Source organism: Glaciecola sp. SC05 (genome assembly GCF_041380235.1).
Taxonomy (GTDB): domain Bacteria; phylum Pseudomonadota; class Gammaproteobacteria; order Enterobacterales; family Alteromonadaceae; genus Glaciecola.
The window spans coordinates 54274-80182 of the sequence record NZ_JBGIYY010000007.1 but is presented as its reverse complement, the minus strand read 5'-3'; the positions used below and the strand labels follow the sequence as shown (position 1 = coordinate 80182).

Below are 25909 nucleotides of genomic sequence, written 5' to 3'. Positions count from 1 at the left end.
AGTTTGCTCAATTTATGACAGATTCGAGGTATATAGACGAATTTGATTTTGACCCTAGTCGGCAAGCTTGATAACCTCTCGCGTCTTCTAAAAAACTAGGCTCATCGCAAATATTATGTGGTTTAAGAATCTAAAACTGTATCGCTTCACTCAACCTTTTACCTTAGACACCGAAAAGCTTCAACTGATGATGGAAACCATGCCCTTTCGTCACTGTGGCGCTCAAGAAATATCAAGTATGGGCTTTGTTTCGCCCATCGGCCGCGGCAGTAAAAGTGGTGACCAGCTTTATCATGCAGCTTCAAACGCATTTTGGTTTACGCTAAAGCGCGAGGACAAAATCTTACCCGCTAGTGTCATCAATGCGGAGCTGGCCGAAAAAGTCGCACAAATAGAGCAAGAAACCGGGACCCCGGTTGCCAAAAAAGCGCAAAAAGAGATAAAAGAAGAAATCCTCCACCGTTTATTACCTCGAGCCTTCAACAAGCACGCGTTTATTAACGGTTATATTAGTCTCGACCAGCAGATAGTCGTAGTAGATGCGAGTGCTGACGGCAGTGCTGAAGTGTTTTTAGCAACTTTACGGAAGTGTCTAGGTTCTTTACCAGTGGTGCCTTTTGCAAAATCACAGCAGCAAGAAATACTGACCGATTGGGTATTAAAAGATGCGCCTGAAGGAATTGAATTGTTAGACGAAGCTGAATTTAAATCGCCTGCAGATGATGGTGGTATTGTTCGCTGTAAACAGCAGAATTTAGATGCAGATGAAATCTTAGCGCACATTCAAGCAGGTAAGTGGGTACAAAAAATTGCCGTTGCTTATCAAGAAAGACTGACATGCATAATTGAAGAAGATCTTTCAATTAAACGCTTAAAATTCACCGATCTTGTGACTCAGCAAAATGAAGATATCAGCAAAGAGGAAATGAGCGCCCGCCTTGATGCAGACTTTACGCTGTTTGTAAGTGAAATAGACGCCTTCGCTAGAGACCTCGATAAGATATTTTCGCTATCTAGCGATGCCTAAATTCGTCGCGCTATAACAAATGCAAATAAAAACCCCCAATAATGGGGGTTTTTATTCGTTAATTAAAGATTGATTTGCTTATACGAACAAGCCTTTTGCATTGTCTCTGAGCTCTTCGAACTCTGGCGTTCTAAGCTCTTCGATGTCACTGAAAACACCTTTTGCTTGAGCATTCGCTAGCACTTCGTCGTGGTTATCAGACAGTTTGGCAAGTGCCGCCCCTACTCTGACAAAATCAATATAGCTAATCTCTGGTTTCACATAGTCTAGGTCACGCCAATGTTCGGCGCACTCAATAAATACTTCATTAAACTTCCATTCGCGCATAATGCTTGCGCCAATACGCCCTGCCAGCTTATCTATTGCGACATCTAAAAATGTAGGGTTCGCAAAGACATTGTCATGTCGCTCAGCTTCAGTTAATACCGGCAAAGCACCGATATCAGCAACCAGCGCAGTCAGCGTCATGGTGTCGATACTTAAACTCTTATCCTTGTTGGCTTTTTGATAAATTGTCATCGTCGCCATGGCATTGCCAACAATGCTAATAATGTCCATCCATTTTTGTGCCATATACTTTTTGACAACCACATTTTTAGACACAAATAGTTGTTCCATCGCGAGTGCGGTAGCGATATTTTTTACTTGGATTAAGCCGATGCGGGTGACCGCTTGGCTTGTTGAGGTTACCTTTATTTCGCGTCCAAGATATGCAGAGTTTGATATCTTGATCATACGAGCACTTAACGAAGGATCTTGGCCAATAACATCAGCCATTTTAATTAAATTGATATTAGGGTCATCTGCTGCTTTGCGGACTTTTAAGGCAATTGCCGGAAGCGTTGGCAACACCAGTGTGTCGTTATTTATTTTTTCAACCAGTATGGTTAGCAATGCATTTTGAGTAGACATGTAAGGGCCTTAATTTCCTATTAAAGAGTATTATGAGCTCCCTTCATTCACCACACTGTTAAGTGTAAAAGCATCCTATGCTTGGTGTCTAATAATGCAATCACAGTGTTTGTCATTCGACTTTCAATGTTTGTTGGTAAGGTGGCCAACCTAGCGGCTTTCCTGCTAACACATGCAAATGTATGTGATAAACCGTTTGCCCGCCGTCTTGATTGCAATTCATAACAGTTCGATAACCCTGCTGTGCAACGCCTAATTCAGCTGCTATTTTTGCGGCTATTCGATGCATATAGCCGACTACCGCTTCATCTTCTGACGCAATGTCATTGGTCGTGGCAATAGGCTTTTTCGGGATCACTAAAAAATGGATAGGTGCCTGCGGATTAATATCACTAAACGCTAACACTCGTTCATCTTCAAAAAGGATATCGGCAGGGATTTCTTTTTTAATAATTTTTGTGAAGATAGTTTCAGACATTTTTATCATCTCCTTAATAACTCGAGCATTACTCAATGCAATTTACAAAATCAGGCAAACACGAAAATTAACAATACCGTGCCTAACAGCAATCGATAGATCACAAATGGCATCATGCCAATGCGCGAAATAAAGTTCAAAAATAGATGTATGCACAAATATGCGGCTACAAACGAAAAGCCCGCGCCGTAAAGCAGTGCCGACCAATCAACCTGATGGCTCGATTCGATTAAATCCAGTGCAGAAAATAATCCTGCTGCCAAGATGATAGGCATAGAGAGTAAAAATGAGAATCTAGCCGCTGACTCGCGATCAAGCCCCAACAGCAAACCAGCGGTCATCGTAATACCCGAGCGAGATGTACCCGGTATAATTGCGATCGCCTGTGCAATACCGATTAATATGGTGTCTTTAAGGGTAATTGAATGAATAGTTTTGCGCTGCGTTGCTTTTGCATCGGCGTACCAAAGCGCCAATCCAAATACAATGGTAGTGATCGCAATGATTAGGGCTGAGCGAGCATTTAGAGCAATCCAATCTTTCATCAAAAAGCCAAAAAGACCCGCCGGGATGGTGCCAATAATGATCCACCAAGCAAGGCGGCTGTCGGTGCTCTGCTGCGAACTAAAGCCGCGGGTAAACCATGCGGCTGTTAAACGCACAATATCTTGCCTAAAGTAAATCATCACCGCCAATAAGCTACCAACGTGCACGGCAACATCAAAAGCTAAGCCATGACTGCGCCAGCCTAATAATTGCTCAGGCAATATCAGATGAGCGGAGCTTGAGATAGGCAAGAACTCGGTCAGCCCTTGAATAATCGCAAGGATAATAATTTCATAAATTGTCATGACTTAGGGCGCACTCCATGTAAAGGCTACTGGCCATAGTTGTTGTGTCGTTTTATCATATTCATGCCACATTTGGGCATAGTTTTTTTGTGTAAGCGGATGCACTTCGTCTGGCACTAAATCGGCCATCGGTTGTAGCACAAAGGCATTATAAAGAATTTCTTCGCGAGGCAAAGTGACTGGCTCAGAGCAAACCGTATCATCAAAGGTCAGTAAATCTAAGTCTAAGGTTCGTGGGGAAAATTTCTCAGAGCCTCGCAGGCGTCCGCAGGTTTGCTCAATGGTTTTGAGCACATCACACACCTCACTAATACTTTTGCTAGTCTGGGTTTTTACCACTAGATTAAAAAAATTATCACCTGAGAACCCAACAGACTCGCTTTCAAACACTCGGGAAAGCTCAATACTTCCAAAACTTTTCGCCATTGCGTCTAATCCTAGACGAGTATTCTCCTCTTTATTGATATTAGAGCCTAGGCTTATCAGGATGCTGTGCAATGAAGAACTCACTCAGAGGGGCGCTCTCTGTAAAAACACACGCCTACCGAATCTGCATTATCTAAAATATCAGGTTTGGATAACTGCAGCTCCAATTTATCCACCGCAAATTCCGCAAAAATAGTGTCTATCATTGCCAAACCGAGTGCTTCGAGTAGTTTAAAAGAAGCCTCATCTGCGATCTGCGTCAAACGCTCAGCGACTTTACCATAATCCAAGGTGTCGGCTACATCGTCAGAGAGTGCCGCTTTAGTCAAATTTGTATATAGCACTACATCAGCGATAACGCGTTGTTTTGCATGCCGCTCAAAATCATAAACACCAATTAGGGAGTGCAGTGTCAGACCTTGTATTATTACTTTATCCATTTTACTTACTTATTTGGTGGTGCGCTCAATAGTGCGATGTAGTCGCAATCGGGTTAAGCTTTTAGTAATCTAAGCACAAGTGTATCGCGAATAGGTCGGCTAAGTACATGACAACGTGGATTGTTTTTTTTATGGTTGGTGCATATCTAGGCGGCTCTATCTCAAGCGCGGTCTTGGTTTGCCGTGTCTTTAATAAAGCAGACCCAAGAACGCAAGGTTCACTAAACCCAGGCACAACAAACGTCTTGCGAGTAGCCGGCAAGTCAGCAGCGGCCTTAGTGCTGATGTTTGACATATTGAAAGGTGCCGTCCCTACCTACGCAGCCTATTTACTCGGCCTCCCCGAATCTGCCATAGGTCTGATTGCCATAAGTGCTTGTCTGGGACATATGTATCCCGTATTTTTTCAATTTAAGGGGGGGAAAGCCGTCGCTACCGCCCTTGGCGCGATGATGCCTATCGGTTGGGTATTAACAACCGCGCTCATAAGCACTTGGTTGATCGTATTTAAAATCAGTAAGTACTCGTCGTTAGCGGCAATCGTCACCGTTAGCTTGGCTCCTCTTTATACTTACTGGTACAAACCCCAGTTTACGCTAGCAGTAGCGATGCTTAGCCTACTTATTATTGCAAAGCATCGCACCAATTTATTGCGTTTGTTTAGCGGAGAGGAGCTCTTGAGTGCTAAGCAAAAGAACGTCGATGATAAAGAAGAGTAAATCAACAGCAATGCCTTCCGATACCCATGAGAAATTTAACGAGCTAAGCGCGATACTGAAACAAACTCAACACCTGTGGAAGCCAGTAGCCTTTCATGATGTGGGGATTGGCTGGTTGAATTGCCTGCCCGAATTGGCTGAACGATTGCTATCTTTTGATCTTGCTCAGATTGAACGTTTGCACTTCGACCCCGAACCGCTAATTGAGAGTCTTCAGGGGTATATACCTGAATTGACCAGATTACATCTACTTAGCCAACTGCCTGGCACAAGCTCCCGCGCATTAGCACTCGTCGACCCTCGTGTTCATGCGGGTGTACCCGGCAAAAAATGGGCACAGGTTCAGGCATTCTGTGCCGGTATCGGCGCTACTACATCGCCAGTATTGGACTATTGTGCAGGAAAGGCACATTTGGGGTTTTATATTGAGCAGAGTCTCAATGTACCGGTTGTATCACTTGAATGGCAAGCTGATCTGGTTGCACATGCAAACGAAAGAGCTCTGCGAGAAAATCGGCGCCTAAATGCCCAGCATGTTGACGTAATGAGCGAGGCCTGCCAACGATATTTTGAAGGTCAGCCGCATGTCGTTGCTTTGCATGCATGCGGCGGATTGCACGAAAGGTTACTCTCATTGTGTATAAGCCAACAAACACCGAAAATACACCTTGCGCCATGTTGTTATCATAAACGCAGCAAAGAACACTACCTGCCTTATTCGAAAAAAGGCAAAGAAAACGATCTTTTGTTAAACAAAAGTGACTTACACACCGCAGTAATGGAAACCGTAACTGCATCAGCCTCACAGGTACGTCAGCGTAAAGCCCTGCAAACCATGCGATTGGGCTTTGATCTGATACAACGTGATGTATTATTGCATGAGGCTTTTTTACCCCTACCCTCTATGCCCTTAAGTTGGTCACGCATGAATTTTGAAGCATTTTGCCGGCACTGGGCAAAGGCAAAAAATATCCCCTTGCCTATTGCCATTGACTGGAGCGATTACTGGCATCGCGCCGAACAGCGCTTCCATCAAGTCTCGGCCTTAGATTTGGTACGAGCATTGTTTAGACGCCCGTTAGAAATATGGCTAAATATGGACAAGGCATTATGGTTAGAAGAGCATGGATATGAAGTGAGTCTATCGACCTTTTGCGAGCGTAAGGTAAGCCCCAGAAATATCCTTTTGCAAGCAACTCGCTAAAGCTAACAGCTGCGTCAAATGGTTACAAAGCGGCGGCAAGTATAGCGCATCATTTCTTTGTGAGTGTTGGCAAGCTTCCTGCTTATATGCATCTACTTATAATTATTGTGCCTCTTTGCACACCTTTCTGGCGCTGTTGCGCAAGAAAACATTTGGTTAAATCGCTATATGTCTGAAGACCGCCCCTACTTTATTGCATGCCATGACGCAGGTGCCGCTAACATTATTATGTCGCAAGAGCTCGCAGAGGGTTTCGAGGCGGCATTTTATTGCTTAGAAGGCCCTGCATGCAAAAAATGGTTACCATTGGTACCCAGCAATAAGGTGTGCAGTGACATCCATTATGCTATTTCAAAGTGCAAAATGTTGCGCTCGGGCACCGGATGGGCAAGTGACTTCGAGCACAACGCACGTAACATGGCGTTAAACGCTGGATTGCATGTAACAGCCGTAGTTGACCATTGGGTAAACTACGAGCAGCGTTTTATACGTCATGGCGAAAAAGTATTACCAAACGCCATTGAAGTAATGGATACCTATGCCAAAGCGCTAGCAGAAAAGACCTTTCCAGATATACCGGTTGAGCTGAAACACAATTTTTACCTAGACATGACCGCACACAAAGCCCGCAGCGCAGTGATTGAACGCACTAATGACATATTATATGTATTGGAGCCGGTGCCTGAGGATTGGGGTTGTGAGCATGAAATCGCAGAGGAGTTTCAAGCCCTTAATTATTTTAGCGAGTTCATTAAATATCGCTTCAACAAACCTTATGATCAGATTCGTTTGCGCTTACACCCAAGCGAAACTATTCAAAAATATGCAATATGGGCCCAGCAAAATCAAGATTTGAATGTGGTGTTTGACCATTATGACGATATCGAAACGTCGATTGCGAATGCAAAGTGGGTATTTGGCTGCGAGAGTTATGGGCTGATAGTAGCGCTGCATTGCGACAAACAAGTTTACAGTACCATCCCGCATTGGGCTCCGCTGGCGCGTTTGCCTCATAGCAAATTAAGGCAGCTGAGAGACTTTATGCCAATTGAAACGAACTGAGCGAGAGCTGCTTGCCACAGCAATACGCGAATCCAGAGGCGTCATAAGCCAATTTCGTGGGTATCGTATCGCTAAGCGCTACTTCAGAGCAGTAGCGCTTGCTTTAGGTTTTGCTCTTTTGGCTGGTTTTTCTGCACCAGCTTGAGCATCAAGCCCCAACAGCGCGATCATTTCTTCGTGTGCCGCAATCAATACCTCTTGCATAAAAAAGTACTTCCCATTGGCTTTACCCAGCGAACTCACATTATGTAAATGCGACTTAACTACTGCTTGCTGGCGTTCAAGCTCTCGTTTAAACGCAGGAGTAATAATCGGAAACCCTGCCTTAACTACGTCTTGCTTACTAAATACACAGGGGTTATTCGCATTTACTATGCCAATCGCAATAAGCTCCTTATGAATATCATGCTGCCCCGGTGAGCATTCGTTATTCATCGGTTCAATAACTTCTACCGTTACCTTGAATGGGCCGCTGCTGCGGCCACTCAAGTTAGGATAAAGCGTTATCCGAAAGCTATGATATTGCGGGTCATTCACATCAATGTAATTGCTTTGGACATTGAGTGCTTGTTCAAAAGCAAAATGATACAAACGAGTCTGGCGGATAGTCGGCCGGTATTCACTCTTAAACGGAAGTTGCGCCGCGTTTATAAGAGCAAAATTTGGGCTACACCAACACATGTGATCAATGGCATATTCGCTGCCGTCGCTGAGCCAAATATGCGTGATCGCTTTACCCTTGCGCATTATCTCAGTTACCTGGCAGCCGGTTCTGATCTGTACACCTAATGCCAGCATCTTTTTGTGCAGCGTTTCTATCCACAAACCAATTCCACGGCCATCGCTCGGATACATGTTAGTAAGCGCTGACATACCATCCGTTTGATCAGCGAACGCGAGCACCGCATCAAGTCTTGCATCTGCTTTAAGAGCGCGCATCGCCTCAGTTTCGCCAACAATCAGTCGTGCTAAACCAATCAGCTTGTGGGTGTCGGGCGCTAAATCTTGTAGCTCTGCCCCGAGCTTTTTGCGAATGCAAGGTGCAAAGAATGCGTCTACAAAACCAGCTCCAAACATGTGTTTGAGCTGTTCTTCTAAGTTCGAATGTTCGCCGGGCTTGCGTTCGAGGGTTTCGAGTAGTTGAGCGATATGTTGTGCATATTTAGGATTGCTTCGCTTGCCTAAAAAGGGGTTAGCAGAGCGCGTATACAGCTCGCTGTTTAACGATACGTTACCGGCATTAATGTTATTAAAATGGCGCCATTGTTTTTTGTCTAAATCGCCAAATAAAATATTATCAATAGTGTCATGTCCGGTGAGTCTTGGCACATGAGTACCGTAGTCAAACTCCATCTCACCAAATGTTTTAGACGCTAATAAGCCGCCGACGGTCGGTGCTTGTTCAATCAGCACAACATTAAGATTAGGGCGAAGGGTTTTACTAATAATTGCAGCGTAAATTCCGGCGATCCCTGCACCTACGATAGCTAGATTGTTTATCATGTTGTTAACCTCTTAGCGTTAACGATTATTCAATTGTTTTAAATATCGGCTGTTGAAACATTTGCATGACAATCTTCACGCATATGCCTGTGCGCCGAATTGAGATGCGTTTATGGCTGCTGTAACATTTTTAACTGTAGCGCAGTACCGCGGACCAAGGGCTGGCTTGCTGTTTTCCCCAGCACATTGTCAAGTTCATTGGGGGCTAAGCCAAAACCCGGGCGAATAATCCGTAGGTTTTCATGCGTAAACACTTCACCCTCAGCAATGTCTTTTACCGCGTAAATAGATCGGCGGTAATTGCGGCATGCAAGCTCAGCCGTGCTCGGTTGTGTTTGCACTGAACCCAAAGCAGCATAAGACTGCTGAACCAGTTCAACCATCTGTTTAAATTCGAGTGGCTCCATCGAAAAGTGGCTGTCTACACCGCCATCATCTCTTTCTAGGGTAAGGTGTTTTTCAATCACTGTGGCACCCAGCGCGGTCGCGGTAACCGGCACTGCGGCTCCCATAGTGTGATCAGAGAGTCCGCTTAAGCACCCATATTTTTTAGCCAAATAAGGAATGGTTTGCGCATTGGCATCTTCATATCTTGCGGGGTAGGCACTGGTGCATTTGAGTAAAACAAACTGCTCACAGTTGGCCTTGCGTAAAGTTGTTACGGCTAGTTCAATTTCTTCCTGCGAAGCCATTCCGGTAGACATAATAATGGGCTTCCCGGTGCTGGCAACTTTGCGTAACAAGGGAATGTCGGTCATTTCAAATGACGCAATTTTGTAGATTTCCATATTCAAAGATTCAAGAAAGTCTACGGCAGTTTCGTCAAATGGCGTACTAAAGGGCGTCATACCCAATTCGTAGCAGCGCTCAAAAATCGCTTGGTGCCACTCCCATGGCGTATGAGCCTCGTTGTATAAATCGTATAGCGTGCGATCTTGCCATTGCTCGGAGGTGCCCGACACAACAAAGTCAGCTTGCTGACAGTCAATGGTCATGGTGTCAGCTGTGTAAGTTTGCAATTTCACACCCTGGGCGCCGGCTTTAGCGGCAGCGTCAACAATCTGCAGTGCGCGATCAATTGACTGATTATGGTTACCCGAAAGCTCAGCAATGACAAAAGGCGCTAAACCCTCTCCAATGCTGTGCTGTTTGAGTACGATAGGCTTCATACGCTCTACCCTAATATATATTGTTTGGTTTGGTTAAGACCGATATTGGCAATAACGTCAATGATTGAAAGATGACTAACAAACTCATTGCTGTGCTTTTGCGAATAAGGCTGTGGTTCGTAACTTTGAAAAGCAAGTTCTACGCCACTGTGAGAAAACGTGCCGTCTTGTAGTAAATAGTCTTTCGAACCTTGAGGGCTTAGATATTGTTCGCAGCTCAGATATTTGCAAATATTCAGCAGATGCTCTGAGCGTTGACCCGGAAGCTTAAGCTCACTGGCGTTTACAAAGTTGGTATGAATTTCTAAGCGCTGGCAAATTTCCCGGATAAGCGTTTGGTTAACATTACTGAGGCTACAGGAATGCAAATTCACCAGTGCATGGAGGATTGATTCCATTTCGCTGAAAAACGGCGCATTGGCGTAATTTAACTGAATTTTTTTAGCGTGAACTTGCTGCCAATTGACATCATCACTAAGGCTTAAATCTTGAATAAGGGTTTCGCGCGGGGCTTTTTTGACCGGGCAGCTCAGCCAAGCCACCTTTCCCCCATCAAAAATGCGATTGCGAGACTGCCACGAGCGACGATCAAACTGCACATCGTCTAAAAAGACAAAGGTATCAACGCTGGCAATAAGGTTAAAATAGCCTGCCCACGGCAAATAAGTGGGTTGCATGATCGCGCATTTCATTTTGCACCGCTCACTTTTTAAAGACGTAAATCGTAAATTCGAAGGGGATAGAGTTTTCTTTGACGTCATAATCGTGACGCAAGGTCACGTATTTAGATAAATGCGTTTTACAATAATGAAAGAGCTTCAAAGGGTCATGGTAATACAAGCCCTCATCTTGGTAGTCGACATAATTTGACAAGGCATTAAAGGCGATACCTTTGTTGGCCGCTTGCCACATCTTTTGCAGGGTCACTTCAGTAAAGTACTCATTATCTTCCATCAAGTTATTCAACATACCGCTTAGCACTACATAATCGGATTTTTCATTGATGCAGTCTTGCAAGATATCGAGCTGCTTAAAACTAGCTCGTTTGTCTTCGGAATATTGTGTACTCGCGTCAGTAACGAAGGCATCAACAAAATCATAGCCTATATACTGAGCATGGGGATGGGATTGCCGTAACAGCGGCAGTAAATCGCCTAAACCGCAGCCAATATCTGCCACAGAGTCGATATCTTTCGCAATATCAAGCAATACATCAAAGCGGGCTAATTGTGATTCACGAGAGCTATATTGAACGGCGTTGTGATCTCTGCCGTGCTTTTCGAATAGCTGCTGATAATGCTGCTTAATTTGTTCACTCATTGCTGCGTTCCATATACTTGTTATGCCAGATTTGAGCCTTATGCGCTAGCTACGTAACGGTGCGCAACGCTATCATGTTGGTCAAGCGTATTTATCTAGCCGACTTTTCAATCAGTATGGCTAAAGCGTTAGCGGCCTTTTCGGTGCTATTGCTTACGAACTCATTTGCACTGGCCGTTTTGAGCTGCGCACATAGCGCCGTCAAATCTAAGGCTTCAAACCATGTTATGAATGACTCCTTATGCCAATCTTGTGCCAATCCGTACGACAAACACAAGTTATGCGCAGCAAATGCTTCACTTTCGGCAAGTTGCTCGGGGGTTTGGGACACAGCAATATTGAATATTGCGCAATAGGCGCTCTCATATTTGATCAAGCCGCCTCCAGAAATGACCAGATCCGACTGCCGATAAAGCTGCGCCATATCCTTGCTGCGAGTCAGATGATTAATCGAATTGGGTAGTATCTGCTTGCTTGTGCCTAAAAGCGTGATGTTTGAATTCAGTTTAGATTCACTTATGGCCAGCGCGATTTTTGCTCCCACGTCAAAGCGATCAAAACCGCCCATCGCAATCAATATTTGCAGTGGCGCTTCGAAACTCGCTTGCATAGAAAGCTTAAATTCACGCACTGGATTTAGACGTGGATCTGTCAAAAAGTAGCCAGTACCCAAGAGCTGATTGATAGCTTGATAACGATATTGGGTGGCTGACACACAAAAGTTAAGCACAGCTTGGGCTTTAGCGTGCGAATACTTGCCAAAATCATCAATGGCAATTAAGTAATGCCGATTAGCCAGCGCATCGAGATCGCACTCGCTTAGCAAATAGCTATCAGACAACACCCATGACCGATTTGAAGGTAAAATTTGACGCATTGCATCATTTGCATTGTCTACAACGATGAATTTTTCAGTCAACAAATCAGCGTGAATCTGCGTTAACAATGACTCATTAATCGCTCCCATCCATGTGAGCTGTAAGGTAGGCAAACTTGCTTTAAGCGCATGTACTAAATGTAAACAGCGAAAAAAATGCCCATAGCCTACTTCGCTATTTCCATCACAGATGACAAACAAATGCGGTGGCTCAGACATCATCACGTTTTTCATCTATAAGGCCGTAAGGCTGTCGAGAGGCCAGCGCGGCATGGCTTTTTCGCCCAAAGGCGTGCTTTCACCCGCCAGCAGGCGCTGGCAACCTGCGTAAGCGATCATCGCGCCATTATCGGTGCAGTATTCAAAACTTGGGTAGTACACTTCAAATCCGCCTTTTACACTAGCGGCTTCAAACGTTGCGCGTAATTGTTTATTCGCCGCCACGCCACCCGCCATAACTAGGCGACGATGACCCGACTGTTTCAAGGCGCGCCGACATTTAATTAATAAGGTGTCGATAACCGCTTCTTCAAAGGCTTTGGCAATATTCGCGCGAGTTTGATGTTCGCCGTCACTGCTGCGAATAGTATTGGCCGCAAATGTTTTCAGCCCACTAAAGCTAAAATCCAATCCGGGGCGGTCGGTCATAGGGCGAGGGAATTTATAGTGGCCTGACTCGCCCTGCTCAGCAAGTTTAGCTAATAGAGGCCCGCCCGGATAATCTAAGCCAAGTAATTTAGCGGTTTTATCAAAGGCTTCGCCGGCCGCATCGTCCACAGACTCTCCCATCACGGTGTAATCGCCTATGCCTTTTACGTCAACCATCATGCTATGCCCACCTGAGACTAACAAAGCAACAAATGGAAATTCAGGCGCTCGCTCATCGAGCATGGGTGCCAATAAATGCCCTTCCATATGATGCACGCCAACAGTGGGTATTTCCCAAGCGTAAGCAAGCGCGCGGGCCATGGATGAACCTACCAATAGTGCACCAATAAGGCCTGGGCCACGCGTGTAAGCAATGCCGTCGATATCGTCTTTACTCAAACCAGCCGAGGCCAATGTGCGCTGCACTAATGGCACAATTTTACGCACATGGTCGCGTGATGCCAATTCAGGCACGACGCCGCCATAATCTGCATGCAATTTTACTTGGCTGTATAATTCATGCGCCAACAGGCCGTTTTCACTGTCGTAAATTGCGATACCTGTTTCATCGCATGAGGTCTCAATACCGAGTACTTTCATCTATTTCTCTATCTAGAATTCTTGCCAATTTATCGCAGTTACCGTTAATTTTCACCGCTGCACAGTATCCTGTCTTTCTGGCCATAAATCACTTATAAACGCCGGAATTATACAGGTGATTTCACCAACTGGGTCAAATATATGATTTTTTTGCTTTAAGTCTCTATTAATTTAATAAATGGGGTTTACACTGATTCGTAGAAAGAGTACTATTTCGCACCATTTTTTAGCCCGGGTAATTAAATTTACGTATGAAATTACCTATATACCCGGTTGATTTATTTTCTGAGGTGAGTATTTAAATGCCAATTGTTAAAGTAAGAGATAACGAACCGTTTGACATCGCATTAAGACGATTCAAGCGTTCATGTGAAAAAGCCGGTGTACTTTCTGAAGTACGTCGTCGTGAGTTTTTTGAAAAACCTACTTGGGAACGCAAGCGTAAGAAAGCTGCAGCCAAAAAACGTCACATGAAAAAATTGGCGCGTGAGAACGCACGTCGCGTTAGACTTTATTAGTCTTAGCTCGAAGTTCTTCAAGAAAGGCGTCTTTTGACGCCTTTTTTTGTGTGTAGATTATATAAGTCATAACAATACCTTAGGGTATGTATCGTCATGTTTTTGATAACTTGCCTACATTACTTACCTGAATTCCCTTTGCTTTGTGTGAATAATCCCTATTATTAGAAAATAAAATATACAAGACCAAAATATCGAGGCACAGAAACACAACGCGCCCCACTGGACGATTAAAAAGGAAGCCACTATGTCATTGTTACAAGAACTGAAAGACGCTCAAATAAAGGCCATGCGCGGCAAAGATAAACTAAGCCTTGGCACTATTCGTATGGCCTTAGCGGCCATAAAGCAGCGCGAGATAGACGAACGCATAGAATTGAACGACACCGATGTATTGCAAATACTGACCAAAATGGTAAAGCAACGTCAAGAAGCCGCAGTCCAGTTTGTTAGCGGGAGTCGCCAAGACTTAGCCGATAGAGAAGAGGCTGAAATAGAAGTCATCAAACGATTCTTACCCACCCCTTTGTCTGACCAGGAAATCGAAACTTTAGTAGCCGATGCGGTAGCAAAAACTGGCGCCAGCGATATCAAAGATATGGGCAAAGTGATGGGTGTGTTGAAACCGCAAGTGCAAGGTCGTGCAGACATGGGCAATGTGAGTAAATTGATCAAAGCAAAGCTCAGCTAGGGGCAGATTTACATCATGGCTGGCCGTATTCCACAGGATTTTATAGAAGATCTCGTATCTCGCGCAGATATTGTGGATATTATCGACAATCGTGTAAAACTCAAAAAAGCAGGCCGCAATCATCAGGCCTGCTGTCCTTTTCACAATGAAAAAACCCCATCGTTTTCTGTGAGCCAAGAAAAACAGTTTTATTACTGCTTTGGTTGTGGCGCTAAAGGCAACGTACTTAGTTTTTTAATGGAGTACGACCGCTTAGAGTTTGTTGAAGCAGTTGAAGAGCTCGCTAAAGAATGCGGTATGACGGTGCCTCGCGAGCAAGGCAATAAACCCGGCTTTAGCCCGCAGCAAAAAAGTGACCGCGAAAAAGACTATCAACTCATGGAGGATGTTGCGCGATACTTTGCACATCAACTTAAACACGCAGATAACGCAAACGACGTGATCGAATATTTAAAGTCCCGTGGCCTGAGCGGCGATGTCGTCAAATATTGGGACATTGGCTACGCACCCGACAAATGGGATGGCGTGCTCTCCACATTTGGTGAAGACCAAAGCAAACAAAAGCGTTTGTTATCGTTAAAGCTGACGAACGAAAATGACAATAAACGCCGTTACGACTTTTTCCGCGACCGTGTCATGTTCCCTATCCGTGATAAACGCGGCAGAGTGGTTGCCTTTGGTGGCAGAATTATTAAAGGCGATGGGCCTAAATATCTAAACTCCCCCGAAACACCTATATTTCATAAAGGCTACGAGCTCTATGGTTTATATCAAGCTCGCAAAGAAAACCGCAAACTCAGCCGTATCTTGGTAGTTGAAGGTTATATGGATGTGGTGGCGCTCTCTCAATATGGTATTACCTACGCAGTTGCAGCCCTGGGCACAGCAACCACTCCAGAGCATATTCAAACCATGTTTAAGTCGACGAGTGAAATAGTATGTTGCTATGACGGCGACCGAGCAGGTCGAGAGGCAGCATGGCGGGCACTTGAAAACGCACTGCCGTTTTTAAAAGACGGCTGCATTATGAAGTTCTTGTTTTTACCCGACGGTGAAGATCCAGACACAATGGTCAGAAAAGTTGGTAGAGAGGCTTTTGAAGAGCAATTGGACCAAGCTGTAGCACTTTCCACATTCTTTTTTGATGCGCTGATGCAAAATCACTCATTAGGCAATATCGAAGGAAAGGCAGCATTCAAAGCTCAAGCAATGCCTTTGATTGAAAAAATTGCCGGCGACAATCAGCGCGAACTTATGCTTGCAGAGCTAAATCGTTACTGTGGTAATCGCCAAGCCTTTGATCATGAAAAAAACGTGGCTACTGCTAACAGCTTTAAAAAACCGAAGCAAGGTGAATATAGAGCACCCAGTAAAATGATGCTCACCAACGTAAGGATGATGTTAAGACTGCTGATAGATAAGCCTGCGCTTGCCGCTCAGTATCCGAAAATACAGTTAGCATCCCTAGCAAAATCTGGGATCACGGGGATTGGTATGTTAATCGAGATACATCAATATTGTTTAACACATCCCAATGCCAATACAGCTTCTGTTTTAGAGGCGTTCAGGGCGCATCAGCACTATCAGCACTTAGCCAATTTATTAGCGACCCAGCTAGAAGATAAATTAAACATAGACGCTGAATATATTGAATGCTTCAAAAAACTCATCCGCTCACATTTTGACGCACGCCTCGACGAACTTACCGCTAAGGCGAATCAGACTGCGGGGCTGAGCCCAAGCGAACAAAAAGAACTAACGCTACTATTGCAAAAAAGGCAATAAACGGTATTTTTTTCAGTTGATGAGAAGCTAATATTTAGTTTTTATTTTGAACTTTGCATCCCTATCTAGGTACTATATTTAAGGTGGAAAATTAGCCAGTGCTTATGCTATACTGGCGAACTCACTGAAAAGTGGTATGACAAGTTGCTAGGTTCACTGTGGCTTGCCGATTTTTAAGACTTGATTGGATAGTTTTGTTTTTGCTGTGTGTTTGTTTTCAAAAGAGTTTCTTTGTTAACAGCGTTGATAAATTTAAAAACGTATAGCTTCAATGTGGTGATAATAATAAACAAGACTACGATTTAACAATCGAGTACTTGAAAAATCAAATTATATCGCCATATCAGACTCCAATTCTAACGTGTAAGGTATATTGTGCAAAGCAAGCAATCCCAGATAAAACTCCTGATTGCCAAAGGCAAAGAGCAAGGTTATTTGACGTTCGCTGAAGTCAATGATCATCTCCCTGCGGATATCGTTGATTCAGATCAGATCGAAGATATTATCAGCATGATTAACGATATGGGTATCAAAGTGTTTGAACAAGCACCTGACGCCGATGAACTGCTCATGCAAGAAACGACTACCGATGAAGAGGTAGCCGAGGCAGCCGCTCAAGCCCTCGCAACAGTTGAGAGTGAAATAGGCAGAACTACTGATCCCGTGCGTATGTACATGCGCGAAATGGGTACGGTTGAGCTTCTTACCCGTGAAGGCGAAATTGTTATCGCTAAACGTATTGAAGAGGGTATCAATCAAGTTCAGTGTTCCGTTGCGGAATATCCCGAAGCAATTACCTACCTGCTCGATCAATGGGACTTATATGAAGCGGAAGAAATTCGCCTAAGCGACATTATCATAGGTTTCGTTGATCCAAATGAAGACGACGTAGCACCTACCGCCACTCACGTCGGTTCTGAACTGTCTAAAGAAGAATTAGCAGATGAAGACGATAGTGATGACGAGGACGACGAGGACGAGGAAGAAGACAATAGCGTCGATCCTGAACTTGCCCGTGAGAAATTCTCAGACCTTCGTAAGCAGTACAATAAAGCCCGCAAAGTTATTGAAGAAAAAGGCCGTGCTCATAAGTCAGCCAAAAAAGAAATTGCGGCACTATCAGACGTATTTAAAGAGTTTCGCTTAGTACCTAAGCAATTTGACCGCATGGTTAAAAACATGCGCAGCATGATGGACCGCGTTCGTATCCAAGAACGCTTGGTTATGAAGTTTTGTGTCATACACGCGAAGATGCCGAAAAAAGAGTTTATCAAGCTGTTTGCGGGTAATGAAACCTCTACCGAATGGTTGTTTAAAACCTTAAAAGGTAACGCTGCTTATGTGCCTAAGTTATTAGAGTACAGAGAAGAAATTGAGCGTTGCGTTAGTAAAATGAATGCCGTTGAACAAGAAACCGGTTTAATCATTCCAGATATTAAAGACATTAACCGTCGTATGTCGATTGGCGAAGCGAAAGCGCGTCGAGCGAAAAAAGAAATGGTCGAGGCAAACTTACGTTTGGTTATCTCAATCGCTAAAAAGTATACTAATCGCGGACTACAGTTCTTGGATCTTATTCAAGAAGGAAATATCGGTCTGATGAAAGCGGTCGATAAATTTGAATATCGTCGTGGTTACAAGTTCTCTACTTATGCAACTTGGTGGATACGTCAGGCCATAACGCGTTCTATTGCCGACCAAGCACGTACCATTCGTATTCCGGTGCACATGATTGAGACCATCAATAAACTCAATCGGATCTCGCGCCAGATGCTTCAAGAAATGGGCCGCGAACCAACACCTGAAGAATTGTCTGAGCGCATGGTTATGCCGGAAGACAAGATCCGTAAAGTGTTAAAAATCGCAAAAGAGCCTATTTCAATGGAAACGCCCATTGGTGACGACGAAGATTCTCACTTAGGCGACTTTATTGAAGATACCTCTATCACGCAGCCTTTAGACTCTGCGACTGGCGGTAGCTTGAAAAATGCAACGCAAGAGGTATTAGCCGGCTTAACTGCAAGAGAAGCAAAAGTCCTGCGTATGCGCTTTGGTATCGATATGAACACTGATCATACCTTAGAAGAAGTCGGCAAACAGTTTGACGTTACCCGTGAGCGTATACGTCAGATTGAAGCAAAAGCATTGCGTAAGCTTCGTCATCCAAGCCGTTCAGAGCAACTGAAGAGCTTTTTAGACGAGTAGTAAGACTAGGTATTTATCAGACGAAAACGCCAGCTCAATGCTGGCGTTTTTATTAATCAAACTACTGTTCTTATAATGCTGCAATAAGAAACGAATACGATTAAGGCGCGATGTAACGCATGGCAACATTGCAACGCTCGTAGTTTTTTCCATAAGACTGCATAATGTCGTCATCATGGGCAAAACTATACTTCTCATACAGATGAATCGCCGCTTCACATTTTTTGTTAGTTAATAGATATAGCGTTTGCGCAGGAATTGAAAGGGCTCGTTGAATCACATACTCCAGCAGCTTCTCGCCTACTTTTAAGCCTCTTAAATCGGCCTGTACCCCCATTTTTGTGAGTTCGTAGTTGCTGTTTCCACTGTTTAGCAGAGCGCAGGTTCCAATCACGCCAAGTGTTTTATGTTTGACAAAGAAAACATATCCGCCTTTTTCAATAATATGTTTTCTTGGATAGCGCAGCACCTGTTTATCGATATCTTCGAGGTGAAACATATCCTCAATCCATATTCGATTAATTCGCTCAAAATGAGGCGCTAACGCGTCTGAAAAATCTAGGAATTCTAAATCTTTACTCGCATTATCTAAGACTTTGATTGAAGTATTGCTTTGCATTTTTGCACCACCAAGCTTTTGGATAACTCATAAAAAAGGAGACTTTGTAAAAACAACGCCTCCCGTTTAATTCCAATCTATTTATAACATGAAAACTATTGCGCTGTGCCATCCCCTTTCACATAGGGAACTTCTTCTTGTAACTTTTCTAACTTACGACTGCGTTTTTCAGGTGAACCCGTACCTCTTGCTAAATATGCATATGCAGTTGGTACAATGAACAGTGTCATGAATGCAGAAAACAATACACCGGCAAATATAACCATACCGATTACCATTCTTGATTCGGAGCCAGGTCCTGAGGCCAAAACTAAGGGCAGCGCGGAAAACACCGTTGTAAAGCCAGTCATCACGATAGGTCTCAAGCGTTGGGTAGATGCTCGTCTAATTGCCTCCTCAAACTCCATTCCTGCATCGCGCAGCTGATTTGCAAATTCGACAATTAAAATACCGTTTTTCGCCGCAAGCCCGATCAACATCACTAAACCTATCTGCGAATAAATGTTAATCGACATATCGGCTAAATACAGACCAACATAAGCACCGACCAATGCTAGTGGTACCGTAAACATAATTACCAAAGGATGGATCCAGCTCTCAAACTGGGCTGCTAGTACTAAATAAGTTACAGCGAGTGCTAGCAAGAAAATGAATATAAACGACGAACCTGCTTCTTGATAGAGCTGCGACTCCCCCTTATAGTCAATAGAAACCTCAGCAGGCAGTTCAGTTGCGACGATATTCTCCAGATAGGCCAGCGCTTCACCAATAGTATAACCGTCGGCTAAATTTGCACTAATAGTGATAGCGCGCATGCGATTATATCGATTTAAGGTATTTGAAGTGGCTCGCTCACGCACACTCAACAAGTTGTCCATCGGTATTAGTTGACCGGTTCGGTCTGATCGAACAAAGATGTTGTCAATACTGTTTGGGCTGCGGAAATCATCTTCATTTCCTTCCATGAGGACATCGTATTCTTGCCCTCTGTCTAGAAAGGTTGAAACTCTGCGCTGACCTAGCATGGTTTCAAGCGTGCGTCCTATTTCAGAAATTGACACACCCAAATCTGCCGCTCGGTCTTTATCTATATCAATGAGTAACTGTGGTGACGTCTCTTTATAATCAGAGTCCATACGTACCAAATTAGGATTTTCACGCGCCTTTTCAAAAATAATATCTCGCCAAGCCACTAAGTCTTCATAGGTGTTTCCTTGCAAAACAAATTGCACCGGTCGTCCTAAACCGCCACCACCTAAACTTGAGCGCATAACAGCAAACGCTCGCACATCCGGGATTTCAGCAAGTTTAACGCTTACTTCATTCATCAAATCAAAGCTTGAGCGCTCTCTAGTTTCCCAGTCCGCCATGCCAACAATCGCAATCCCAGCACCGCCACCAAAACCAGGGGTCCTTACTAGGACTCGAGCCACTTCACCAGAGTCTCGATAAGGAAGCAATATCCGCTCTATTTTTTCAAGGTTTCTTGTATTGCTTTCGTAGCTAGCACCCTCTTGTGCCTGCATTAATATGAAAAAGTTACCTCTGTCTTCGCGCGGTACAAATTCTTCCGGTATTTTACTCTGCAGTTGCCAAATAAGTCCCATGCTGACCAATACGGTAAGCGCAACTAAAAACGGTTGCTTCATGGTGGTCGCTAAACTGTTGTAATATTTTTGTTCAATTACCTTAAATTTGTTATCAACCCAAACACCGAAACCCGAACTACGCTCACGTTTCTTTAATAACTTAGATGCCATCATCGGTGAGAGTGTTAGAGCAGTGAAGCTCGAAAAGGCAACCGCAGCGGCAATAGCGATTGCAAATTCTGTAAACAGTCGTCCAATATTGCCCTCTAAAAAGACTAGGGGTAAAAACACTGAAATCAGCACTAATGTAGTAGCAATAACTGCAAAACCAACTTCACGTGCGCCTCTATAGGAAGCAAGTAAGGGCGGCTCCCCCATTTCTATGCGGCGGTAAATATTTTCAAGGACAACGATCGCATCGTCAACTACTAAACCAATAGCCAAAACCAAGGCCAATAATGTCAGCAAGTTGATTGAAAAGCCCAAGGCATACATGACCATAAATGCAGCAACAAGTGAAACAGGAACAGTAACAGCAGGTATTAAGGTCGCCCTGATGTTGCCCAAAAACACATAAATAACGATTACTACCATTAACATCGCAATGGCTAGGGTGTTATATACTTCGCTAATGGACTCTTCAATAAATACTGACGAATCGTAACTTGGCACAATAAATATGTTATCTGGCAAGGTTAATTCGATTTTTTCAATGGCTTCTCGAGCAGCACGAGCAACTTCCAGGGTGTTTGCTTTAGATTGCTTAACAATCCCTAAGCCAATCATATTAACGCCATCCCCTCTAAAATCAGTTTCATCGTCTTCAGCGGTTAACTCAACTTGAGCGACTTCACCCAATTTTACCAAATATCCATCTGCACCGGCTGCAACCGTTAGGCGCGCAAAATCATCTGGCGTTAGGAAGCTTCTGGCGACTCTTACGTCGAAATCACGCTCTTCAGACTCTACTCGCCCAGCGGGTAGTTCTACATTTTCGGCTCGTATAACTCGCTCAATATCGGTGACGGTAATACCACGCGCTGCCATTGCATTTCTATCAAGCCAGACCTTCATGGCATAACTGCGACCACCCCCGATATTAACTCGTGCTACACCGTCTGCTATTGATAAGCGCTCAACAACGAAACGATCAGCATAATCGGTAAGCTCCATCACGTTTAAGTTGTCACTTCGCAGGTTGTACCAAACAACGACGTCTTCATCTGAGTTCGATTTAGCAACTTCCGGAGGAAAAGCTTGATCAGGTAAATCGTTCAATACGCGCGAGACGCGCTCTCTTACGTCATTTGAGGCAGCATCAATATCTCTGCTTAAATTAAACTCTATGGTAACGCTAGAGCGACCATTTCGACTTGAAGAAGAAATATTTTTGATCCCTTCGATACCGCTTATTCTGTCTTCGATTAGCTGAGTAATTCGAGTTTCAACGATTTCGGCTGAAGCGCCTGGATAGCTTGTATTCACAGATACAATGGGGGGATCGATGTCTGGATATTCGCGTAGCGATAAAAAGCTAATCGCCACAATACCAAATACTAAAAGAAGTAAATTTACGACGCTTGCAAATACGGGGCGCTTAACAGATAAATCAGATATCAACATCTCGTTCCCCTACAGATCTAAAATGCGAACATCGGAACCGTTGCGCACCCGCAAGGTTCCCTCACTAATAACTTTTTGGCCTTCTTCTAAGCCTTCTAATATTTGCACTAATCCGGGTTTTCTTTCGCCTACTTTAACCAAAGTCTTAATCGCTTTATCTTCACCATTTACCACAAACACATACTGTGAATCACCTTCTGGAACTAATGCAGACTCAGGGATCACTAAGGCATCGAGCACACGTTTCTCTAGGTTAATTTGTAACAGCATGCCAGGGCGCATCTTCATCTCCGTGTTTGGTAGCTGCGCGCGAACTTGAATAGAGCGTGTAATTGGGTCGATTCTCGAATCGATATTGGTGATCTTGCCGACAAACTGTTCACCCGGGTACGCGACTGACTTGGCATAAATAGTTTGACCATTCACTACACTGGCCAAATGCAATTCTGATATGCTGAAATCGACCTTTACTACACTGAGGTCGTCAAGCGTAGTGATCAAATCACCTGGGCGTACTAAACTGCCCATGCTTACCATCCGTGTACCTAAACGACCGCTGAATGGCGCACGTATTATTAGTTCTTCAAGATCTGCTTGCGCAACGTCGCGTTGGGCGTCTAAAGCTTTTACTCTCGCTTCTTGTTCGTCGAGCAGTTGCTCAGAGGCGGCGCTCTGATTGGCAAGGTTTTTAATCCGATTAAGCTGCCGTTTCGCTTCGGCAACGTTAATTTCAAGCTCACTGACCCTGGCTTCTTCTGCTCTATTGTTAAGTTCAACCAAAACTTGGCCGGCCGTGACGATATCGCCGTCTTCAAAACTTATCTTTTCTATGGTTTCAGCCTGTTGCGCAGTAATATTGACCGATTCATTTGCAACAGCCGTACCTAGAGCCTCCACAATGACTGGAAAGGCTTGATTAGTTGCAGCAGTGACAACCACAGGAGTCTGTCCGCCGCCACGAGGACCACCTTGTTGCGGTGCTTGTTCAGGTAAATTGATATACACTAGGAACGCAACGAGTGCTAAAACGCCAACTAGTAAAGGCGATATCTTGATGAACTTTGACATACTTCTCCTGACAACTGCTTTTTCAACAAACTTAAGTGAAGACTGTTAGCGGCACGTTTTATGAACATTGGCGCGCGAGAACAATATTAATGAGGTTAATTTTTACGCTGTTTACGTATTATAGGATATATGGATTGAAACTGTTTATTATTTTCACTATTTTAGTGCTGGTGACAGCTTGCTCAGACGTTTCATTTTCCTCACCAAGCTGCCGAGTCGCTAAATCAGAGCGACAAAATATAAAGCCCACAGATCCAAATGTTCAGGCCGCCTGCGTGATTAAGGCAAAAGGACGTTTACTTACCATACAAAGAGACTCCGGTTTATACGACCTCGCTTACTCCCAAAAACGTTCAACAGACATGGAAAATAATTGTTCTAATGCTGGACAAATTACTACGGCGCAGTGTTTCGCGCATCAAGCCATGTGGCAACAAACAGGCTTTAATGTTGAAGTAGGTCAACTATTAACAACCCAAATTGACGGCAGCTTATTGTATGCATGCGATCTACAAGCAGGCTTTGATGGCTCTGAAGACGCTATAGAAGCACCTCCCTGGCATCCCGAAAACGTCCAAAAAATAGTATTTATTTATCCATTTGATATTGAGTTAGACCAATGGCAACATCCAGACCATTTCGCTTCAATGCGTGATGCCTTTGTATTATCCGAAGAAATTTCAGAAATACCTCTCATAAATACAAGTGATTGAGCGTTTTTGGGCTTTTCACGTATCATAATTCTATAGGATATTAGGAGTTACTATGCCCCAATTTAAAGCCCCAATAGCAGATTTTCAGTTTTTATTAAATGATTGGCTTCACATCGATGAACATTATAGCTCAATCGGTGCAGAAGGAATGGACAGCGAACTGGTGCTAGAAATCATCAGTCAAGGCGCGAAATTCGCAGAAGAAGTGGTTGCCCCTTTGAACAGAGAGGGTGATGAGCAAGGCTGCAAGCTCAACGACGGCAAAGTAACAACACCAGAAGGCTTTGCATCAGCTTATCAGGAATATGTCGCCAACGGCTGGAACGCCATGCTCGGCAATCCCGAGTTTGAAGGTCAAGATCTGCCCTACTCAGCGGCGATACCCGTTCATGAAATGTTAAATTCGGCAAATCTAAGCTGGCGCTTAACTACCATGCTGACCGAAAGTGCTGTTCTTGCTATCGATAAACATGCTACTGATACATTAAAAAAGACTTATCTGGCAAAACTGATTAGCGGTGAGTGGACCGGTACCATGAACCTGACTGAGCCTCATGCTGGAACAGACTTAGCGTTGTTGAACACCAAGGCAATTCCACAAAATGATGGTTCTTATATTATTACCGGCAACAAGATTTTTATCACCGGCGGCGATCAAGACTGGAGCAGCAACATCATACATTTGGTGCTAGCTAGATTACCAAATGCACCTGCTGGCGTAAAAGGAATAAGCTTATTCTTAGTACCCAAATTATTAGTCGATGATAAGGGAGAACCTGGAGTAGCGAATGCGCTTAGCGTTGGCAGCATCGAGAAGAAAATGGGTATCAAAGCAAGCCCAACCTGCGTAATGAACTATGATGGTGCGATTGGTTATCTAGTGGGCGAAGAAAATAAAGGCCTAGCATGTATGTTTACGATGATGAACGACGCTCGCTTCCAAGTCGGTTTACAAGGCTTAGGAACTTGTGAAGCATCATTTCAAGGTGCTGTAAGCTATGCAAGAGAGCGCCTTCAATCGCGCTCACCTACTGGCGCAAAACAACCTGAAGCAAAAGCTGATTCACTAATGCATCAGCCCGATGTGCGTAAGATGTTGCTCACACAAAAAGCCTTTACTGAAGGTTGTCGCGCGCTCTCTATGCTATACGCACAGCAAATGGATATTGAAAAATATTGCAGCGATGAACGCAAGCATGAAGCGGCGCAGGTTATTGCCTTTCTAACGCCAATTTGTAAAGGCTTTATGACCGATATTGCGACCGAAGTTACGAATCTAGGGATTCAAGTATACGGTGGACATGGCTATGTGCGTGAATGGGGCATGGAGCAACTGGTGCGCGATACTCGAATTGCGCAGCTTTATGAGGGCACCAACGGGATTCAAGCGGCAGATCTAATTGGCCGTAAACTCACCCGCGACGGTGGTAAAATGTTAAGTTCGACACTTGCTATGCTTTCGTCGCGTATCGGCAATATGGCCGATGAAGGTATGCAGCAGCAGGCAAACGCTTTATTAAATGAGTTCAATGAAGTGTCTACAGCACTACTTGGTTCACAAGCAAACGATGTGGCTGGCGCGGCGACCGACTATCTACATTATAGTGCCTATATTATTTTAGGGATTTTGTGGTTAGACATGGCAAGTGCAGCTAAGCAATCAAGTAACGAGCTCATTGCACAAGGTAAGCAAAAAACCTGTGCATTCTATCTGAAGCGTTTACTGCCCAGAAAAGACGCGCATAAATTGGTTATTCATAGCAGTGCAGACGATTTAATGGCGCTCAATGATCAAGAGTTTGATTATATATAAGCACGCCATAAGCATAATAAACCTGAACTCTGGATAATAAGTTAACAGG

At 44.1% G+C, this 25909-nt stretch carries 24 protein-coding genes; 10 read left to right on the top strand and 14 right to left on the bottom strand.

The features are described 5' to 3' along the window. The first annotated feature begins 115 nt into the window (after positions 1-115). Positions 116-1027 carry a recombination-associated protein RdgC gene (gene rdgC / locus AB9H30_RS08095; protein WP_371194153.1) on the top strand — a complete coding sequence of 304 codons (912 nt, stop codon included), beginning with the start codon at positions 116-118 and terminating at the stop codon, positions 1025-1027. Positions 1028-1105: 78 nt separating this feature from the next. On the opposite strand, the gene AB9H30_RS08090 is transcribed toward rdgC, so the two are convergent. The 5 genes from AB9H30_RS08090 to folB form a co-directional block, all read right to left on the bottom strand. Then, on the bottom strand, positions 1106-1939 hold the full coding sequence (locus AB9H30_RS08090; protein WP_371194152.1) for an HDOD domain-containing protein: 834 nt from the start codon (positions 1937-1939) through the stop codon (positions 1106-1108). Positions 1940-2051: 112 nt separating this feature from the next. After that, positions 2052-2417, bottom strand: a complete 366-nt coding sequence (locus AB9H30_RS08085) for a histidine triad nucleotide-binding protein (protein WP_371194151.1) — start codon at positions 2415-2417, stop codon at positions 2052-2054. 50 nt (positions 2418-2467) lie between these two features. Continuing rightward, complete coding sequence (locus AB9H30_RS08080; RefSeq protein ID WP_371194150.1) at positions 2468-3268, bottom strand: undecaprenyl-diphosphate phosphatase; 801 nt, start codon at positions 3266-3268, stop codon at positions 2468-2470. Between the two features lie 3 nt (positions 3269-3271). After that, a complete protein-coding gene (folK, locus tag AB9H30_RS08075; protein WP_371194149.1) occupies positions 3272-3778 on the bottom strand; it encodes a 2-amino-4-hydroxy-6-hydroxymethyldihydropteridine diphosphokinase in 507 nt (168 codons plus the stop codon). Next, positions 3775-4134, bottom strand: coding sequence for a dihydroneopterin aldolase (folB, locus tag AB9H30_RS08070; RefSeq protein WP_371194148.1), 360 nt, complete (start codon positions 4132-4134; stop codon positions 3775-3777). Before folB ends, folK begins: the two co-directional genes overlap by 4 nt. A gap of 107 nt (positions 4135-4241) precedes the next feature. On the opposite strand from folB, the gene plsY reads away from it, so the two are divergent. The 3 genes from plsY (at position 4242) to AB9H30_RS08055 (ending at position 7119) form a co-directional block, all read left to right on the top strand. Further along, positions 4242-4853, top strand: coding sequence for a glycerol-3-phosphate 1-O-acyltransferase PlsY (plsY, locus tag AB9H30_RS08065; protein ID WP_371194147.1), 612 nt, complete (start codon positions 4242-4244; stop codon positions 4851-4853). Next, the gene (locus tag AB9H30_RS08060) at positions 4837-6057 is read left to right on the top strand and encodes a methyltransferase (RefSeq protein WP_371194146.1); all 1221 of its coding nucleotides are present in this window, start codon (positions 4837-4839) and stop codon (positions 6055-6057) included. Before plsY ends, AB9H30_RS08060 begins: the two co-directional genes overlap by 17 nt. A gap of 168 nt (positions 6058-6225) precedes the next feature. Continuing rightward, on the top strand, positions 6226-7119 hold the full coding sequence (locus AB9H30_RS08055) for a hypothetical protein (protein WP_371194145.1): 894 nt from the start codon (positions 6226-6228) through the stop codon (positions 7117-7119). Between the two features lie 78 nt (positions 7120-7197). Here AB9H30_RS08055 and AB9H30_RS08050 read toward each other — a convergent pair whose 3' ends face one another. From AB9H30_RS08050 to tsaD, 6 genes are all read right to left on the bottom strand, one after another. Beyond that, a complete protein-coding gene (locus AB9H30_RS08050; protein ID WP_371194144.1) occupies positions 7198-8622 on the bottom strand; it encodes an NAD(P)-binding protein in 1425 nt (474 codons plus the stop codon). A 110-nt stretch (positions 8623-8732) separates the two neighbouring features. Then, positions 8733-9791 carry a pseudaminic acid synthase gene (gene pseI, locus AB9H30_RS08045; protein WP_371194143.1) on the bottom strand — a complete coding sequence of 353 codons (1059 nt, stop codon included), beginning with the start codon at positions 9789-9791 and terminating at the stop codon, positions 8733-8735. 5 nt (positions 9792-9796) lie between these two features. After that, positions 9797-10468 carry a WbqC family protein gene (locus AB9H30_RS08040; RefSeq protein WP_371194142.1) on the bottom strand — a complete coding sequence of 224 codons (672 nt, stop codon included), beginning with the start codon at positions 10466-10468 and terminating at the stop codon, positions 9797-9799. Between the two features lie 25 nt (positions 10469-10493). Then, positions 10494-11111, bottom strand: coding sequence for a trans-aconitate 2-methyltransferase (locus AB9H30_RS08035; RefSeq protein ID WP_371194141.1), 618 nt, complete (start codon positions 11109-11111; stop codon positions 10494-10496). Between the two features lie 91 nt (positions 11112-11202). Next, positions 11203-12222: a hypothetical protein gene (locus tag AB9H30_RS08030; protein ID WP_371194140.1), complete on the bottom strand. Its 1020-nt coding sequence runs from the start codon at positions 12220-12222 to the stop codon at positions 11203-11205. Beyond that, a complete protein-coding gene (gene tsaD, locus AB9H30_RS08025) occupies positions 12223-13236 on the bottom strand; it encodes a tRNA (adenosine(37)-N6)-threonylcarbamoyltransferase complex transferase subunit TsaD (RefSeq protein ID WP_371194139.1) in 1014 nt (337 codons plus the stop codon). It abuts the gene before it with no gap. A gap of 302 nt (positions 13237-13538) precedes the next feature. Here tsaD and rpsU point away from each other — a divergent pair, with 302 nt between their 5' ends. The 4 genes from rpsU to rpoD all read left to right on the top strand — a co-directional run bounded on the left by rpsU (position 13539) and on the right by rpoD (position 18435). Further along, on the top strand, positions 13539-13754 hold the full coding sequence (gene rpsU / locus AB9H30_RS08020; protein ID WP_006013751.1) for a 30S ribosomal protein S21: 216 nt from the start codon (positions 13539-13541) through the stop codon (positions 13752-13754). A gap of 247 nt (positions 13755-14001) precedes the next feature. Further along, positions 14002-14445, top strand: a complete 444-nt coding sequence (locus tag AB9H30_RS08015; protein WP_371194138.1) for a GatB/YqeY domain-containing protein — start codon at positions 14002-14004, stop codon at positions 14443-14445. A gap of 15 nt (positions 14446-14460) precedes the next feature. After that, positions 14461-16230: a DNA primase gene (gene dnaG, locus AB9H30_RS08010; RefSeq protein WP_371194137.1), complete on the top strand. Its 1770-nt coding sequence runs from the start codon at positions 14461-14463 to the stop codon at positions 16228-16230. A gap of 372 nt (positions 16231-16602) precedes the next feature. Then, a complete protein-coding gene (gene rpoD / locus AB9H30_RS08005; protein WP_371194258.1) occupies positions 16603-18435 on the top strand; it encodes an RNA polymerase sigma factor RpoD in 1833 nt (610 codons plus the stop codon). 100 nt (positions 18436-18535) lie between these two features. Here the strand turns inward: rpoD and AB9H30_RS08000 are convergent, their stop codons facing one another. The 3 genes from AB9H30_RS08000 to AB9H30_RS07990 form a co-directional block, all read right to left on the bottom strand. Continuing rightward, positions 18536-19054 carry a GNAT family N-acetyltransferase gene (locus tag AB9H30_RS08000; protein ID WP_371194136.1) on the bottom strand — a complete coding sequence of 173 codons (519 nt, stop codon included), beginning with the start codon at positions 19052-19054 and terminating at the stop codon, positions 18536-18538. A 95-nt stretch (positions 19055-19149) separates the two neighbouring features. Continuing rightward, on the bottom strand, positions 19150-22266 hold the full coding sequence (locus tag AB9H30_RS07995) for an efflux RND transporter permease subunit (RefSeq protein ID WP_371194135.1): 3117 nt from the start codon (positions 22264-22266) through the stop codon (positions 19150-19152). Positions 22267-22275: 9 nt separating this feature from the next. Beyond that, on the bottom strand, positions 22276-23334 hold the full coding sequence (locus AB9H30_RS07990; protein ID WP_371194134.1) for an efflux RND transporter periplasmic adaptor subunit: 1059 nt from the start codon (positions 23332-23334) through the stop codon (positions 22276-22278). 134 nt (positions 23335-23468) lie between these two features. Here AB9H30_RS07990 and AB9H30_RS07985 point away from each other — a divergent pair, with 134 nt between their 5' ends. Together AB9H30_RS07985 and AB9H30_RS07980 are read left to right on the top strand one after the other, a co-directional pair. Beyond that, a complete protein-coding gene (locus AB9H30_RS07985) occupies positions 23469-24047 on the top strand; it encodes a hypothetical protein (RefSeq protein WP_371194133.1) in 579 nt (192 codons plus the stop codon). Between the two features lie 52 nt (positions 24048-24099). Further along, positions 24100-25860, top strand: coding sequence for an acyl-CoA dehydrogenase family protein (locus tag AB9H30_RS07980; RefSeq protein WP_371194132.1), 1761 nt, complete (start codon positions 24100-24102; stop codon positions 25858-25860). Positions 25861-25909: the final 49 nt, after the last annotated feature.